This is a genomic window from Capnocytophaga sp. oral taxon 903, assembly GCF_013394785.1.
Classification (GTDB): domain Bacteria; phylum Bacteroidota; class Bacteroidia; order Flavobacteriales; family Flavobacteriaceae; genus Capnocytophaga; species Capnocytophaga ochracea.
Genome location: NZ_JABXYW010000002.1, coordinates 238,877 through 255,113 on the forward strand (window position 1 = coordinate 238,877; position 16,237 = coordinate 255,113).

At 39.8% G+C, this 16,237-nt stretch carries 14 protein-coding genes; 2 read left to right on the forward strand and 12 right to left on the reverse strand.

What is annotated here, in order from left to right:
* Window positions 1-25: 25 nt before the first annotated feature.
* The 3 genes from HW279_RS01015 to HW279_RS01025 are packed head-to-tail and all read right to left on the reverse strand — an operon-like array spanning window position 26 to window position 6,240.
* On the reverse strand, window positions 26-1,402 hold the full coding sequence (locus HW279_RS01015) for a DUF4960 domain-containing protein (RefSeq protein WP_178957627.1): 1,377 nt from the start codon (window positions 1,400-1,402) through the stop codon (window positions 26-28).
* Window positions 1,389-3,059, reverse strand: coding sequence for a RagB/SusD family nutrient uptake outer membrane protein (locus HW279_RS01020; RefSeq protein ID WP_178957628.1), 1,671 nt, complete (start codon window positions 3,057-3,059; stop codon window positions 1,389-1,391). Before HW279_RS01020 ends, HW279_RS01015 begins: the two co-directional genes overlap by 14 nt.
* Window positions 3,060-3,096: 37 nt before the next feature.
* A complete protein-coding gene (locus HW279_RS01025; protein ID WP_178957629.1) occupies window positions 3,097-6,240 on the reverse strand; it encodes a SusC/RagA family TonB-linked outer membrane protein in 3,144 nt (1,047 codons plus the stop codon).
* Window positions 6,241-7,249: 1,009 nt separating this feature from the next.
* On the opposite strand from HW279_RS01025, the gene HW279_RS01030 reads away from it, so the two are divergent.
* Together HW279_RS01030 and HW279_RS01035 are read left to right on the forward strand one after the other, a co-directional pair.
* Window positions 7,250-8,338: a bifunctional 3-deoxy-7-phosphoheptulonate synthase/chorismate mutase type II gene (locus HW279_RS01030; protein WP_178957630.1), complete on the forward strand. Its 1,089-nt coding sequence runs from the start codon at window positions 7,250-7,252 to the stop codon at window positions 8,336-8,338.
* Between the two features lie 228 nt (window positions 8,339-8,566).
* Entirely contained in the window at window positions 8,567-9,925 is a 1,359-nt protein-coding gene (locus HW279_RS01035; RefSeq protein ID WP_178959014.1) for a suppressor of fused domain protein, read from the forward strand.
* A gap of 35 nt (window positions 9,926-9,960) precedes the next feature.
* On the opposite strand, the gene HW279_RS01040 is transcribed toward HW279_RS01035, so the two are convergent.
* The 9 genes from HW279_RS01040 to HW279_RS01080 are packed head-to-tail and all read right to left on the reverse strand — an operon-like array spanning window position 9,961 to window position 16,185.
* Window positions 9,961-10,512: an RNA polymerase sigma factor gene (locus HW279_RS01040; protein WP_002673201.1), complete on the reverse strand. Its 552-nt coding sequence runs from the start codon at window positions 10,510-10,512 to the stop codon at window positions 9,961-9,963.
* On the reverse strand, window positions 10,512-10,703 hold the full coding sequence (locus HW279_RS01045) for a hypothetical protein (RefSeq protein ID WP_002673203.1): 192 nt from the start codon (window positions 10,701-10,703) through the stop codon (window positions 10,512-10,514). The genes HW279_RS01040 and HW279_RS01045 overlap by 1 nt, the downstream gene beginning before the upstream one ends.
* Before the next feature lie 7 nt (window positions 10,704-10,710).
* Window positions 10,711-11,427 (reverse strand): bacillithiol biosynthesis deacetylase BshB1, encoded by a 717-nt coding sequence (gene bshB1 / locus HW279_RS01050; RefSeq protein WP_178957631.1) that lies wholly within the window; start codon window positions 11,425-11,427, stop codon window positions 10,711-10,713.
* 4 nt (window positions 11,428-11,431) lie between these two features.
* Window positions 11,432-12,352 carry a VirK/YbjX family protein gene (locus tag HW279_RS01055; RefSeq protein ID WP_178957632.1) on the reverse strand — a complete coding sequence of 307 codons (921 nt, stop codon included), beginning with the start codon at window positions 12,350-12,352 and terminating at the stop codon, window positions 11,432-11,434.
* Complete coding sequence (locus tag HW279_RS01060; protein ID WP_178957633.1) at window positions 12,352-13,119, reverse strand: polysaccharide deacetylase family protein; 768 nt, start codon at window positions 13,117-13,119, stop codon at window positions 12,352-12,354. The genes HW279_RS01055 and HW279_RS01060 overlap by 1 nt, the downstream gene beginning before the upstream one ends.
* A gap of 11 nt (window positions 13,120-13,130) precedes the next feature.
* The gene (uraH, locus tag HW279_RS01065; RefSeq protein WP_002677529.1) at window positions 13,131-13,535 is read right to left on the reverse strand and encodes a hydroxyisourate hydrolase; all 405 of its coding nucleotides are present in this window, start codon (window positions 13,533-13,535) and stop codon (window positions 13,131-13,133) included.
* 16 nt (window positions 13,536-13,551) lie between these two features.
* Complete coding sequence (locus HW279_RS01070; protein ID WP_178957634.1) at window positions 13,552-14,478, reverse strand: glycosyltransferase family 2 protein; 927 nt, start codon at window positions 14,476-14,478, stop codon at window positions 13,552-13,554.
* Window positions 14,444-15,619, reverse strand: a complete 1,176-nt coding sequence (locus HW279_RS01075) for a glycosyltransferase family 87 protein (protein ID WP_178957635.1) — start codon at window positions 15,617-15,619, stop codon at window positions 14,444-14,446. The genes HW279_RS01070 and HW279_RS01075 overlap by 35 nt, the downstream gene beginning before the upstream one ends.
* An 11-nt stretch (window positions 15,620-15,630) precedes the next feature.
* Window positions 15,631-16,185 (reverse strand): glutathione peroxidase, encoded by a 555-nt coding sequence (locus tag HW279_RS01080; protein ID WP_178957636.1) that lies wholly within the window; start codon window positions 16,183-16,185, stop codon window positions 15,631-15,633.
* Window positions 16,186-16,237 lie beyond the last annotated feature (52 nt).

Below are 16,237 nucleotides of genomic sequence, written 5' to 3' on the forward strand. Positions count from 1 at the left end.
TGAAAAGAGATATTTTATGTTTCTATTAATTTGCTAAATATTCTAAGGCGTTGGCAGTGAGCAATTCGATATTGCCCTTATAAGCATTGGCAGGTGAATTGTTTTCGTTATACCAGTCGTATCCTTCAATGCCTATACAAATGGTGCGACCTGCATTACCTCGTTTGGTATATTCAAAGATCGCTGCGCGGTTCATAGCGTCGTTCCAATGGAAACTTGCTAATAGCTTAGCACCACTGGCAGTTTGCCAACCCGCTACATTATTAGCATAATCACCCCACTCAAAGTTCCATAAGGCGTTATGTGCTTTGGCTTTTACCCCTTTAGAGAGTAAGAAAGCGACATCATTAGTTCCTGTTTTCTTATTTAATCCTTTGAAAAGGGGATGACTTTCGTTGCCTTTATAGCAAATACCCCAGTCATCACCAATTGCAAATGGAGTGTTGCCTTCTCCCCACATATTGTTTACTACCTTGCCGTCTAAGGCGATACCTAAATCGACTACGTATTGTACTGCCCAAGAAGACAATAAGAACGAACCGCCGGCAGCATAGAATTGTTTCATCTTGTTTACGACAGCATCTGCTTTGGCTTCAGCAGGCAACTCTTTGTTGTTATCCCAATGCCACCAAATCACTTTGTAGTCGTTGAGATTAACTTTGCCGTCCTTGATGTCGCTAAACGAAATGTATTTAGCAGTGTCGTAATTTTCGGCAAGCCAAGTGTAAGCTGCTTTCTCGTCTTCATCGGCTATAGCAGATGCACTGTTAGCTGTACCTACAAAGGCAATAGGTGCAAAGTTAGTAGGGATAATCTCTACGCTATACACAAAGCTTTTCCCACGATAACTCATAGTATAAGTAACGCTTTGAGTAAAGTTTTGGGTAACTCCCGAAGCAGGGCTCACAGTAGCATTAGGTGTTGTACTGAAGGTGGGGGTAAGCGCAGTAAGGCTTTCTCCCTTAGGGTATTTCACACTTATCTTACCCGTACTGTGGTCAATCGTAGCTTTGTATTTGCCAATAGCAAAATTCTCTAACTGTGGATATTGAGCGGTAACAGTGTAATCCCAATAAAGGTTACCGTTGAAAATACGGTATTTGGCACCTTTGCTCAAATCGACATTCGTTCCTGCAGTAGGCACTGAGGTAGCTCCCTCGGGCAATGAGAGGGAAGTGGTCATTTTGGTAAGATCGGTATTCCAAGGAGCGTACACCGTGATAGTTTGTTTCTCCTCATCTATAATCCCATCGATACCATCGGCTTGAAAGGCATTAATTTTTGCCTCTTTGTCGTTAATAAGTTCGCCTTCGTGCTTTTCGTCACAGCTGAGTAAGCCAAGCAAAGCTACTACACTGAGGGCGAGTTTGTGTACTATTGTTTTCATATTAGAATCCTGCATTTTGTTTGTAAATACCTTTTACATACCCTATTTGGTTTTGTGGAATAGGGATATACTCATTTTTATTTTTAGTGAAATAAGCACTGCTGAATATCGCTGGACGACGTGTTTTCTCTTTAGTGAAATAGTCGTTGAGTACTTGGTCGGCGATACCCCAGCGTACAAGGTCGAAGAAACGAGAGCCTTCCATAGCAAACTCTAAACGGCGTTCCCAACGGAGTGCTTTGCGAGCAAATTCTTGATTCCAAGTACAGTTTACACCATTTTGATATACAGCTATATCAGTATTGGTAGCGTAAGGAATCATAGAAGTACTTTGTTTAGCACGTTGGCGCACTTGGTTAATAAGTGACAAGGCTTCGTTGCTACGGTTGAGCTCGATAAGAGCTTCGGCACGCATTAGGAGTACATCGGCATAGCGCAACACGATACGGTTCTTAGAGTTACCTCGGAAAGGGTTGATATTGCGGAAGCAAGAGCAAGAGGGATCTACGTTCTCTTTGAGTGAAGCATAGAAGCCATACACATTGCTATTGCGGTTCCAGTCGTTCTTGTAAATCAACTCGGTGTTGTACTTATAAGGCAAGCCAGGTAAGGCAACAGTGTGGAACAAACGAGGGTCGGCTTTATCACTAGCAGCGTTGTAATCGTTGTTATTGAAGTTATCAAAATCGGGTAAGCCATTCACTGTTTTGAAAGCATTTACCAAATTCTGACTTGGTTTATGGAAATCACAGCAACCTAACTTTTGTGGAGCAGAGAGCTGGTCACCCCAATTGAGGCGTCCGTACTGAGTACCATCGTCCACTGAGTATTGTACCGCAAACATAGATTCTTTACCATTTTCATAGCCACCGGGGAGGAAGTTAAACGCAAAGTCATCTTCCAAACCATAAGAAGAACCTAAGGCAAAACTTGTATAAGTAAGTACCTCTTGCAAATCTTGGCTATTGATACCTGTTACACTATTGTTTTCTGATTGGCGATACGCTTTGTACAAATAGGCTTTAGCTAAATAAGCTGCTGCTGCATATTTATTAGCTCTACCTTTTTGAGGTTGGGTATTAGGCAATAAGTCGTAAGCTTTTTTGAAATCGGCTACTATTTTTTGCCATTGTTCATCATTAGGCAAAGTGTTAGGGGTGGTTTCGTAAGCACTATCAGGTGTATTCTCATCTACAAAAGGAATATGCCCAAAAATAGTTTTCAACACGAAATAGAAATGACCTCGTAAGAAATACATTTCGCCCATACGCGATTGACGATTTGCTACTTCAGCATCGGAAGCCTGTTGCAAGGCTTTCAGAGCGGTATTGGTACGCGAAATAGCCATATAACACATAAACCAAAAGCGGTCAGCTTCACCAAAAGTAGGGTCGATATTCTGAGCGATTTCATAGAAATGGAAATGCTGGATATCGCTCACGTCTTGACCTCCTTTATAAGCGTCATCGGCACGTACGTTGCCATAAATCCAAAGACTAAAAGGTGCATCGTAGTGGTCGTTACCCAAAGACGAATAAGCGGTAGTTACCAACTCATCGGCTTTAGAGATAGCTTCTTTCTCGGTCATAATCCCTTGTGGATTATCGTCTAAGAAGTTGCAACCTGTAAGTAGAGTTGCAAATATTGTGGTGGTATATATTATCTTTTTCATTTTATTATTATTTATCAGACGTCAGACTATTGATAATTTAAAAGCTAGCATTCAATCCCATAGTGAATGTTATTGGGATAGGATAACCATAATTAGGGTTTTCAGGGTCTTTACCTGTAAACGATTTGCTCTTGATAGTAAAGAGATTCTGACCGCTTACATACAAGCGCAACTTGCTGAGCTTAATTCTTTCGGATACTTCTTTAGGTAAAGTATAGCCTAACTGTACATTACGAAGTTTTAGGTAAGAGCCATTCTCTACATAGTAAGTAGACATACGCCCTTCGTTATTATCATCGGTATAAGCTACACTTGGAATATCGGAATCAGGATTGGTAACGGGGTCGAAAGCATCGAGCAAACGGCGACCTTTATTGGAGTAGGTATCTACCACACTCCAAAAGTCAGTATGCTTTTTCACATCGTTGATAATATCGACATTCTGTACGCCTTGCAAGAAGAGGGTAAAATCGAAGTTTTTGTACTCTAAGTTGAGATTGAGACCGTAGATAAAATCAGGGTAAGGAGTCCCAATCCAAGTGCGGTCGTCTTCGTTTACTACTCCATCGTTATTCAAATCGCGGTAGCGGATACGACCAATACCTTTACCGTTTTGTATAGGGTGCTGATCGAGTTCTTCTTGGGTTTTGAAGATACCATCAGCTACATAACCGTAATAAGATTGATAAGGGCGACCTAAAATATTATCCCATTTACCATTTCCACCGTAAGCATTGACTACAGATTCTGGTAATTCAGTAACTTTATTTTTATTGGTTGAAACGTTGGCATTGATATCGTATTTGAGTCCGCCTTTGGTCTCGTTACGATAACCTACTGATACTTCCCAACCTTTGTTTTCCATACCAGCACCATTTACCCATTGGGTAGCACCTTCACCCTTGATACCTGCATAAGGAGGTTCTACCAAGATGTCTTTGGTCTTTTTGATATAGTATTCTACTGAACCGTAGAGATTGTTATTAAAGAAACCGAAGTCTAACCCGAAGTTGGTTTGTGTGGTAGTTTCCCATTTGAGATCTTTGTTACCGAGACGACTGCGACGGAAACCAGAAGCTAACTGACCAGAGCCTTTTCCTTCGATATCGTAAGAGGTATTCCAAATACCTGTTCCAGACCAAATATAGTCGCCTGTTACCCCATAGTAAGGGTCGTAAATATCGTAAATAGAGTAGTTACCGATTTCTTGGTTACCGTTTTGTCCCCAACCGAAGCGCAATTTGATTTCAGATACTGTATTGCGAATATTCTCCATAAAGGCTTCTTGAGAAAGGCGCCAACCCAAGTTGAAGGCAGGAAAAGTACCCCAGCGGTTCTCTTTGGCAAAGCGAGAAGAGCCATCGTGACGAAGGGTAGCTGAAGCGAGGTATTTGTTATCAAAAGCATAGTTGATTTTTCCGAAGAAAGAAAGCAACTTATAACCGGTAGCTCCACCACCTCCTGTAATACCTCCTGTAGCGAGATTAGGCCACATATATTCAGGAGTTTCTAAGGCAAGAGTAGTACCTTTTACAGAGAAGTTTATATCATCTTGTGAGAACATTTCCATACCTGCTAAGGTTTCAAAGCGGCTCTTGCCAAGCTCGAAGTCGTAGGTAGCTGTATTTGCCCAGTTCCATTTCGTCCAGTGAGATTGTTCGAGTTGAGAGAAGGTTTTTTCTTTGCCTTCTTCCATAAAACCGGAAATATACGAATGGTTGAGTGTACGTTTATAGAAATTACCGTAATCTACCCCAAAGTTAGAACGGATATTAAGCTTATCAATAGGTTTAATGTTTACAAAAGCATTCCCGAACATACGCCAGTAGTTATAACGATTATTCTTATTGTCGTTTACTAAGCGAGCAGGGTTCTGACGGTCGGGCAAGCCATTTACAGGACCTCCCCAATGCTTACCGTCTTGAGTGCGCACTGGAATAAAAGGTACAGCTATCATCGCAGCTTCGGTAATTTGGTAAGGTTGTTCTACCTCACTGGTACGGTTTACAGTGAAGTTTTCGCCTATGGTTACTACATCGCCAAAGAGTTTGTAATCGGTATTGATACGCGCAGAGAGGCGAGAGAAATCGGTATTCTTTACCAAACCATCGTTGTTATAATAGCCTAACGAAAGGAAGTAGTTACCTTTTTCAGTACCATTGGTAACCGAAAGGTTATAAGATTCAGTTACCCCCATACGGGTAATTTCCTTGAACCAATCGGTATTAGAAGGGAGCATAGGGCTTCCTGTTTTATCGAAATACTGACGTGGATAATACAAATTATTAAGGGTGCTGTGACCATTGGCATCAGTAGTATAATCGTAGTGAATACCTAAAGCGTTTTGATTAGGGTCATTACCACGGTTTACCGCTGCTTTCCAAAGCACTTGTGCATATTCATTAGCATTGAGCATCTTCATACGAGAGTGAAACATCGAAACGGTAGTATAATGGTCGAAATCTACCTTTAACACTCCGTTTCTACCTTTTTTGGTAGTAATAACGATGACCCCATTGGCAGCACGTGACCCATAGATACTTGCTGCGGAAGCGTCGCGCAACACTTGTATACTCTCGATATCGTTAGAGTTCAACTCGTGCATACCGCCCTGAGTAGGTACTCCATCGATAATATAAAGAGGGTCGTTGTTATTAAGCGTACCGATACCGCGAATACGAATGGTAGCTTTACCAGCAGGACCACCATTATCGGTTACTTGCATACCTGCTACACGACCTTGGAGGGCTTTCATAGGGTTGTTTTCGGCAGTAGACATCATTTCGTTTACCTTTACTACTGATACTGCACCGGTAAGGTCGGTTTTACGTTCAGTACGATACCCTACAGAAACGGTAACTCCTTCGAGAGTCGTCACCTCTTCTTCTAAACTTACGTTTATTTCCTTGCGTCCTTTCACGGCTACGGTTTGGGATTTGTAGCCTATATAAGAAAAGACCAAACTATCGGTGGCTGCAACAGGTTGAAGGGTATAATTCCCGTCGAAATCAGTAGAAGCACCTACTGTTTTGTGCTTTACCACCACACTTACACCCATCATAGGGCTGTTGTCGGATTTTGCTTTCACCACTCCCTTTACTTGTTGGGCGAAAAGAGCGCCCGAACAGTTGCAGAGCAAAAGCGATAGTAAAATGCGCTTGTTTATCTTTCTACTCATCATATTGGTATTTGTTTTTTAACAATTGGTTTAATTTTCTTCGCATTGATGAAAATGCGATGTTTTTTCGGAGGCAAAGGTAAGGCAAAAGAAAGTATAGCACTATCAAAAATCGGTCAAACACTATCAAAATTGTGGCTAATTTTTGATAATGAAGAAAAATATAAAAAAGTTAATTGGCTAACTATTAAACATTTAAATATTTTTGATAGCAGATAAACAAAAAGTGATAGGAGGAAATTTCTATTATTTTCGTTTGTGCATTTAAAAATTATAGTAATCTTAAAGAAAATAATTAATAAACAAAGGGAACCTACCCTCCTTATCCCCTCTCGCTGAGGAGAAACTACAACGACGGTAATACGAACAAAGGGTGGCTCTACAGTGGGTCTACAGTGGCTCTACAGTGGGTCTACAGTGGCTCTACAACGAACAAAAGACGAACGATGAACGAAGGAATAACGAACCTAAGTAGAAGGAAAGTTGAAGCTAAGGCAGAGATAAAAAGAAGGTTATTAGTGGATTTCAACTTTGCCAAAGGTGTGAGCCACACGGGCAAATAGGGAAAAGATGAGTGAGAAGCCCCCGAACCCCCGAAGGGGGACAAGCCTTAAAGAGAAATTGGTGAAGGCTATCGGTCTGAAAAACAAGACTTATTTGAAAATAGAAGAAAGCTGAATCAAGCCTAAGAGAAACAAAAGAGGGTGCGAGCCGCACGGGCGGGTGGTGTGAGCCACACAGACAAATGAAAAAATTAGCAAATTAGCGAATTTGGGAATTAGTAAATGAGAGTACGAGCTACACAGACAAATCAAGAGTGAACGAAGGTAAGAGAAAACTAAGGTAAAGGTAAGAGATTATAAAGATAATTGTTAAAAATTTGAAAATGGGTATATTTTACTTTTTCGCTGATTTATCAGTTGATAATGTAGAGTTTTTTGGTTTTTCATTACTTATTCTTTAGTTTTTTGTATCTTTGCCCTTTGACAACTAAAAGAATAAGAACCATAGAATGGAAATAACCAAAGAAAATAGACAGTGGCTTGATGACTTACAGCTTAACCACCCGGTAGTAATTGCTGGACCTTGCAGTGCTGAGACTGAAGAACAAGTGCTGAAAATAGCACATAGCCTAAAAGATACTGATGTATCTTTCTTCCGTGCAGGTATTTGGAAACCTCGTACCCGTCCTGGTATGTTTGAAGGTGTAGGAGCGTTAGGTCTCAAATGGCTACAACGGGTAAAAGAAGAAACGGGACTCAAAACAGCTACCGAAGTAGCCAATAAAGACCACGTGAAGCTTGCCTTGGAGCACGATATTGATATGTTGTGGATAGGGGCGCGCTCTACTGTGAGTCCGTTTATCATTCAAGAAATAGCCGATGAGCTAAAAGACACTGATAAGATTATCTTGGTAAAAAATCCTGTAAACCCCGATCTTCCTTTATGGATAGGAGCTTTGGAACGATTACAACGCGCAGGCATCAGAAACTTGGGAGTGATACATCGCGGGTTTTCTACTTACGAAAAGACCAAATACCGCAATATTCCTGAATGGCAATTGGTAATTGAACTGCAAAACAAGTTCCCTGACTTGCCACTTATTTGCGACCCTTCGCATATCACCGGTAAACGCGATATGATTTTTGATGTATCGCAAACGGCTCTCGATTTGAACTTCGACGGCTTGATGATTGAAACGCACTGTACCCCTGATGCTGCGTGGAGCGATGCAGCACAACAGATTACCCCTGAACGCCTCATACAAATAATGAGAGATTTGCGCATTCGCGAGGCTTCGGTAGCTGAGGAAGACTATGTGAGTAAGTTAAGTAATTTGCGTTCGCGCATTGATATACTGGACAATAAATTATTGGATTTACTGAAAAGACGTATGGAGGTAGCCGATGAGATAGGAATGCTGAAAAAAGCGAACAATGTAGCGATTTTGCAAAACCAACGTTGGCACGAAATTCTTGGCAAAATGATATCAGAAGGCGAACAACGCAACCTAAGTGAGGATTTAGTGATTCAGGTTTTTAAGGCTATTCACCAGGAATCTATCAACCGCCAGGAGAGAGTGGTAAAGAGTGAAAAGTGATTGATAGACTTTTCTGACCTTTCTTACCGGAAAAAAGACAGTAAGCCAAAATAGCTCAAAACTGATGTAATTCCAGTGTCCATACGTCTTTTGTTTAATTAAAATATGACATAAAGATATGCCATATTTTTAATATTCAGAAAGAGAAACGAAAAAATATAAAATGATATTTGTTTTTTAATAGAAAAGTCGTACATTTGTTGCGAAAAACTATTGTATAAAATGACTATGGAAAAAACTGTCAAACGTTTTTTAGACGTAATACTTGAACAAGCAACTCCTCTTATTGCAAGTCTCAACAAAGGTGTTTCGGATACCCAAATAGCAGTATTTGAGGGGGAAATGGGTATTACTTTGCCTTCTGAGGTGAGAAAGCTATACCAGACTTTCAACGGACAAAAAGAAGGCGAAAACGATGTATTCTTCCTTAACGGTTTGCGCTTTATCCCTCTAGAAGAAATCAAACGCACCCAAGAACACTGGCTTGAGCAATTGGAGGGTATGCCTAATTGGCAGTCACTCCGCTTTGATGAAGAAGAGGCGATTGATATGTGCTGGGATAAGGTAATAAAAAACCAATTTTATAATCCTAAATGGATTCCGTTCCTCTCCAATGGGGCGCGCTTTATATTTATAGACCTCGACCCCGATGAAGAAGGTGTAATAGGTCAGATAGGAGAAATAGATCTGGTGTTGGATTCTATAGAAGACTCTTTTATGGATTTGCACCACGACTCTATGGAAGATTGGCTGGAATTCCTTACTGATGATATTGAAAAGGGAATCGTATACTACGATAACGAGATGCACTCGCTCATTGAAGCCGTTTCTTATGATGAAGAAAACGATTTGCCTAATATCTTCGCTCCTACCCCCGATTATGTATCGGAAGGAGGCTCTAACGTTTATAACTATTCCGAAAAAGACAGAAGCGATTTTGTATTGCCTGACCGCACTTGTGTGTATATGGACGAAATTTGCGACCATTTTGAAAAATATATCGGCAAAATAGACAGCGTATTCCACGAAATCGTCTCAGAATATGTGCATATAGATGTACATTGGATTAAACCTACCCCCGAAACGCCTTACAATGTACTCTTTACTACCGGTATGAGCGATTACCCTATGTACTTACCCGAAGGCTTAGATGACCCGAACGACTACAGCCACGCTGAGCTAATGGTCTACCTCCCCGCCGATTGGCCTATCAGCGATGAGGCTTTTAAAGACGACGATAACTATTGGCCTGTGTACTTCCTGAAGATGATAGCGCGTTTCCCGCATCAGTACAAAACGTGGATGGCTGAAGGGCACACTATTCCCAACGGTCCTGATGCTGAACCTATTGCCAATACCGATTTCGGTTGTATCCTGCTGATGCCCCCTTACTTATCGGCACCACAGGACTTCTTAAAGTTACACACTAAAGACGGTACAATTATCAATTTCTATTGTATTTTGCCTATTTATCCAGAAGAAATGGATTTAAAATTAGAAGAAGGGGTTGACGAGCTTCTCAGTCTTTTTGATGAATACCAAATCTCCGAAGTCATAGATATCCACCGCAAGAACGTAGCTTTATAAAACAAGCATAAAAAAACAGATGAAACATAAAGGTTTTATCTGTTTTTCTTTAATATCTCTGCCAGCATTTTCTTGGCTCTTAGCAGAGTAATCTTCACACTGCTCATCGGTGATTGCATCTCTTCGGCAATCTCTTTATAGCTTTTTTCGTGCAAATAGCGCAGTTGTATTGCCGTTCGGTAAGGCTCTTTTAGTTGTTTTATGCTCTTTAACAAGTAGTCGAACTGCTGTTCCATAATGAGGCTATCCTCTATGATAGGAGTCTCATCTATCAGTGTTTTAGATTGCTTTTCCTCTCGATCTAAGTGCAATAGCGACTCATTTTGCTTTCTCAGGTTATCTATGTGAATATTTTTAGAAATAGCAATTAACCAAGTGCGGAAAGAGTATCGCTCGTCGTAAGTATGGAGTTTGTCGAATGCTTTAGCAAATGTTTGTATGCTAATATCCTCTGCTTCAACTTCATCATTCACACGCTTGAGCTGAAAGTTGTACACATCAGTCCAAAACTCGTCCAACAACCAACTAAAAGCTCGTTGTTTACCTGCTTTTGCAGCGACTATATTTTCAGCAAGTGCTTCTGCCATTATTTATTTCTGCACTCTTGTTCGTCGGGTAAGCGACCGCAGAAACTACAAGGTTCCCCTTCAGGGTTTAAATGTGGATTTTGGCTCGCACAAGTACCAGCAAATTTACCGCCTTTTTTACCCCAAATCTTAATTGCCATACCTGCTACACATAGCAGTAATATACCAATAGTTAATAATATTAATTTCATTTTTCAGTTATTTAAGATTAAAAAGAGATTCCACGGCGGGAACTCTCTCACACGTAAAACCTTCCGCAAAATCTGTACCAATTAGCCTACCCAAATCGCGTGCTCTGTAAGTAACGCTATCTAAAAAGTTCTTGTCAGAAATTGGAGTAGTGGGCTCATTGCTATTGCTGTCATAAAACTGAGAGCTGTACGCCAACACAGCATTCACTTTGGTTTCCATAAAGCCTGTGATATCTACCACAAAATCAGGGGCTATATTCTTCCACTGAATGTAGTGATACACTACTTTAGGACGCCAAGCCGCTTGTTCTACACCGTCGAGAGTAGTTTCGATGCGTCGCAAACCGCTGAGAAAACAAGCATCGCTCACGAGTTTGCTACCTTTACCGTGGTCGATATGGCGGTCGTCTACAGCATTGCAAAGCACTATCTCGGGCTGATATTGACGTATTTTTTTAATAATCTCCATTTGGTGAGCTTCGTTATTTATGAAAAAACCATCACGGAACTTCAAATTCTCGCGTATGGTTACCCCTAATAGCTCTTTGGCTTTGGTTGCCTCTTGGTGGCGTATTTCAGCACTGCCACGTGTGCCCAATTCCCCTTGAGTCAGGTCGATAATGCCCACACTTCTGCCTAAGCTAATCTCTTTGGCAATGGTGCCTGCAGCCCCTAATTCTACATCATCGGGGTGTGCCCCAAAAGCTAATATATCTAATTTCATCTCGTTATTTCTTAATTGTCTCTTTTATTTCTGTTGCAATTTTGTCTAACATCTCATACCTATAGCGGTAGAGCGACCGCTTGCTCGATTTGATTTCTTCCATTGGTTTGCGGTGCATTTCAATAGGGAGCTTGAACCAGCCATCTTTATCGGGAGTGCCATCGGCTTCTTTCCATAAAGTATCATAGCTAAAACTGAGTTTGTGCAACCATTCTATATGGATAAAGTGCTTTTTATTATGCGCCTGGATCTTACTGCCTACCCCATACAAAGCGGTGCAACCTAATTGCCTGCTAAGTTCCTGAATGATAAATATCATCAAGGCTTTAGGACGAAGAGCATACATCTGTTTTTGTAGTTCCTTGATAGCATTCTCAGTTTCGGCACTTTTATTGCCTTGCACACAGCCTATACGGCATACCCACTCCTCATTTTCTTTGTCAATCACAAAGGAAGCTTCACAGATGGCCTCTTGATAACTATCACAATGCAACGAGACCACTAATTCCCCCTCTTTGCGGAAACGCTCATTATACCCGAGGTATATTTGTCCCTTTTCGCCGTTGTATTTCATTGTGAACTCTGCCAATTTGATAGGCTTTTCTTCTTGGATAACACGCATCAAAAAAGGCTGTTGCTTGATAAAAGCGTAACAACTCAGCAAGGCTTTAGTTCGTTCTTTCTTGCCCCATTTGGTAGACATATACACCCTAAAAGGCTTAAAATAAATACGAGGACGGTGTGAAAGCACCCATTTATACTCTTCTGATTGTATCAAACTGAACCATTTTTTAGCAAATGGGATGTTTAACAAGGTGTGAAAGAGTATCTTGTTCTTTTGTTTTTTGATGTATTTAAGATTTTCGTTGGCAAAACTATGTTCTGTCAAAGCTAAAGCATCGTGTAGTAGTTCTCTTGTCGTCATTAATTCTCGATTGTTAATTGTTTATAGAGGCTCGTTTTCCAGCCTTTTTTATCAATATATTGCAACAACTGCTCAAAGCGTGCTATCATCTGTTCCCCACTATTACGCATTACGTACGCTGGAAAATTGAATTCTTTTTGGTGTAAATTGGTAAATTCCCAAGGGTGGAAGTACAAAGTAGCATAACCTGTAGAGGCTACACATCTATTCAGCAGAAACTTATAAATCCACAAAGGAAAATTGTGAAATGATAACCAAAATAGAGGAATTCTAAACCAACTTACCGCTGTAGGGATTTGCCATAAGCCTTTTTCGTTGAAAAATCGTTTTGGCACGTGTAATTTGTTATATCTTCCTGGTAAAAATGTAGGATTTACCGATGAATTGTAGTGATATCCAGCTTTTTTTATCTCCTCAGCACTTACTTCAAGCATTCTTGGCATACGCAATCCTTCAATAGTTACTCCAAATTGTTGTTCTAAAGCTTCTTTAGAGCGTTTGAGGTGTGCATTCTCAAATTCGGAATGGTAATAAGTGTGTGAGGCTAATTCGTGCCCTTCACTGAGAAGTCGCTCTATAAGGTCGGGGACTTGCTGGGCAAAGACTACTGTTGAAAAGAAAGTAGCCTTGGCGTTGTGTTTTTTGAGCAGATCTAATATAGCGGTAAGCCCTTCGCGTGAAATGGCTATTTGTCGCTCGAAAGCAATGTCGTAGCCGTATTCTTTGGGCATATCAAACTCTTCTATGTCGAAACTTAAATAAATCATTTTTATAGTTATTAGTTTCCTCTGTAAGTAGAATAACCATATGGAGATAATGTAATCGGAATGTGATAATGTTGATTATCTTTTATCTCAAAAACTACTTCTATAAAGGGATAAAATGTTTTTTGTTTCAACTTTTCAAAATAAGGAGTAATATAAAAAGTGAGTTTATAAACCCCATTATTATTTTTATTAGATTCTTCTTTCAAAAAATCTTTAATTCTCCCATTGTTATCTGTGTATTTCTCATCTATCAATACCCAGTTTTGATTTTTATCTTGCTTAGATAGAGCTATCTTTACATTTGGAGCAGGTTTGCCTTGTGAAATATCTAAAATATGACTTGATAATTGATATTTCTCTTGTGCTTGGATAAATGTGCTAAAAAGTATTAGCAATATTAGAATTGGATTTCTCATTTTTATGTGTTTTTATTTACAATTTTTCTTCTTGAATAATATAACAAGGTCGGTCTTTAGTTTGTTTAAAGATTTTTCCTATATAAATACCTATGATACCTAAAATGATGAGTTGTAACCCGCCAAAGAAAACAATTGTCATAATCAGTGAAGCCCAGCCCGATATTTCAGTACCACTTGCAAAGGCGTATATCACGTAAGGAATGTACAATAGTGATAGGGCAGAGAATGCAAAGCCTAAAAATACAGCGAAATATAAGGGTTTGATGCTGAAAGCAGTAACACCTGTAATCGCTAATTGTAGCATCTTCTTAACCGTGTATTTACTTTCACCTGCAAAACGAGAAGCTGCAGTGTAAGGGATATAAGTTTGGCGAAATCCTACCCAAGGCACGATACCTCGCAAGAAAGGTTCGTTCTCTTTCATAGAGCGAATGACCTCTACCACCGATTGGTCTAAAAGTCTAAAATCAGCTGAACCTTCTTTGATTTCTATATCCGAAAGCAAATTGAGAAGTTTGTAAAATTGTTGAGAGCTCTTTTGTTTCTTTTTAGGGGTATCTGCGGGATAGGTACGCAAAGTTGCGACTACTTGATAGCCTTCTTCCCATTTGGCAATGAGTTCGGGTAAAAGGGCAGGAGGGTGTTGCAAATCGCAATCCATAGAGATAACAGCATCAGCAAACGAGTGGTCTAATCCTGCTTTTACTGCTAATTGATGACCAAAGTTACGCGAAAACGATAGATATTTCACGCGTACATCACTTTCAACTAAAGATTTGAGCACCTCAAGAGAATTATCGCTACTGCCGTCGTTCACAAAAAGCAAAGTATAGCTATAATCAGAGAGTTTTTCAGTAAAAACACTCTTTATAGCCTCATATAACGGACGTATATTTTCACTTTCGTTATAACACGGTACTATTATTTCTATTGTTTTCATCTTTCTTATCTCTTACCTGAATAAATAACATTTCATACACTATTGCAAGCCAAACCAAGGTTACAGGTACAGCTCTTAGTGAATATCGGATAATGTAAGGTTCTTTCAGTGGTTTGAATAAATCAGTAGGGGAGAGTGAGCCTAACATAGCCAATACCAGTAAGGTTATTTTGAGTTTAGGATCGACCTCACTTACCATAAACCATATCCCAACCCCCACATAAGCCACTATATAAGTGCTATTTTCAGTGCCTGTACTAAACAAACAAAGGAAAATACTCACTGAAGCTAATAATAGCAATCTAAAATTGAGATTTTTATACTGCTGAATGCGCAAATAAGGCAGAGCAAATAGCCCTAACCCAATGAGAATGACTATACTGTTGTTATTATAAATGCCTGTGCGTTGCAAAAAACCTAAAAGTGATAGGTTTTGCAAGTTGTATGTAGTGGTATTTAGGTTGGATACATTCTTTTCAGCCAAAGAAGCATACCAGTCAAAATACTGAGAAACTACATAATCGGGTAAAGAGTAGAGCATTGGTAAACAAAATAAAGCGATGAGCCAAAATAACCCTGACCAAATAAATCGCCATTTGTCCTTAGCAAAGAAGAAAAATGCTAAGCCTACAATGCCGTAGAGTTTAGTGAGTGCGCCTATTACAATGAACAAGGTTGCCCAATGACTCTGCCGACGTTCTATGAATACAAAAGCACCTACTAATAGTGCTATCACGCTGATATTGAACTGTTGCATAGCAGCAGCGGTATACATATCGTGAGTAGCAATAAGCAGTACCGCAATAATTGCCTTTTTAGAGAGAGGCAATTGCCTAATTGCCCAATATAAGAAAGCTGCATTTGCCATTATCCACAAAGTACAACCTATCCACTTGGGTAACAAGGCAAAAGGAGCAATAACTGCACTGAACAAGATGCCGTAATGGTTTGTATCGAAATACTCATCGGGGTAAGGAAGGTAGAGGGGCAATTGCTTGAGAGTATGCCAAAACACCCCATCAAAAATTAGGTAGTTGTTGAACTTGCCTGCTATCCATACGTTCTGCACTACAGTCGCCAGCGCAAGAGCAAACCATAGTATTGTTATAAAGCGGTAATTTTCAAATAGTTTTTTTAGCATTGTTATCAGTGTTATTTTTCAATCCATTGTGTTACTTCATCGCTAGAAGGTAAGGTTTTAGGGTCGATTACCTTTTCTAATTTGCCGTTTCGCCCGATGAGGTATTTTTGAAAATTCCATTTTACTTTAGAATCTTCTACACCGTTTTTCGCTTTCTGGGTAAGAAACTGATATAGAGGGTGCATATTCTTTCCTTTTACCGATATTTTGCTCATCATCGGGAAACTTACTCCATAGTTTATACTGCAAAATGAAGCAATTTGTTCATTACTGCCAGGTTCTTGTCCTAAGAAATTATTAGCGGGGAATCCTATAATGACAAAATCTTTGTCCTTATACTGCTTGTAGAGGGCTTCAAGCTCTTTGTATTGGGGGGTGAGACCGCATTTTGAGGCAGTGTTTACAATCATTACTTTCTTGCCTTTGAGGTCGGCAAGAGCAAAGGGTTTACCGTTGATATCTTCTACAGTAAACTGATAAATAGTTTGATTATCAGCGTTGTTTTGTGCTTGTAGGTTTTCCATAGTGAGGGTTAATAAAGTGATAATAAAAATGAAGTGTTTCATAGAAAAATTAAAATTTGTTGCAAAGTTACGCAAAAGGTTTGATTTATTAAAG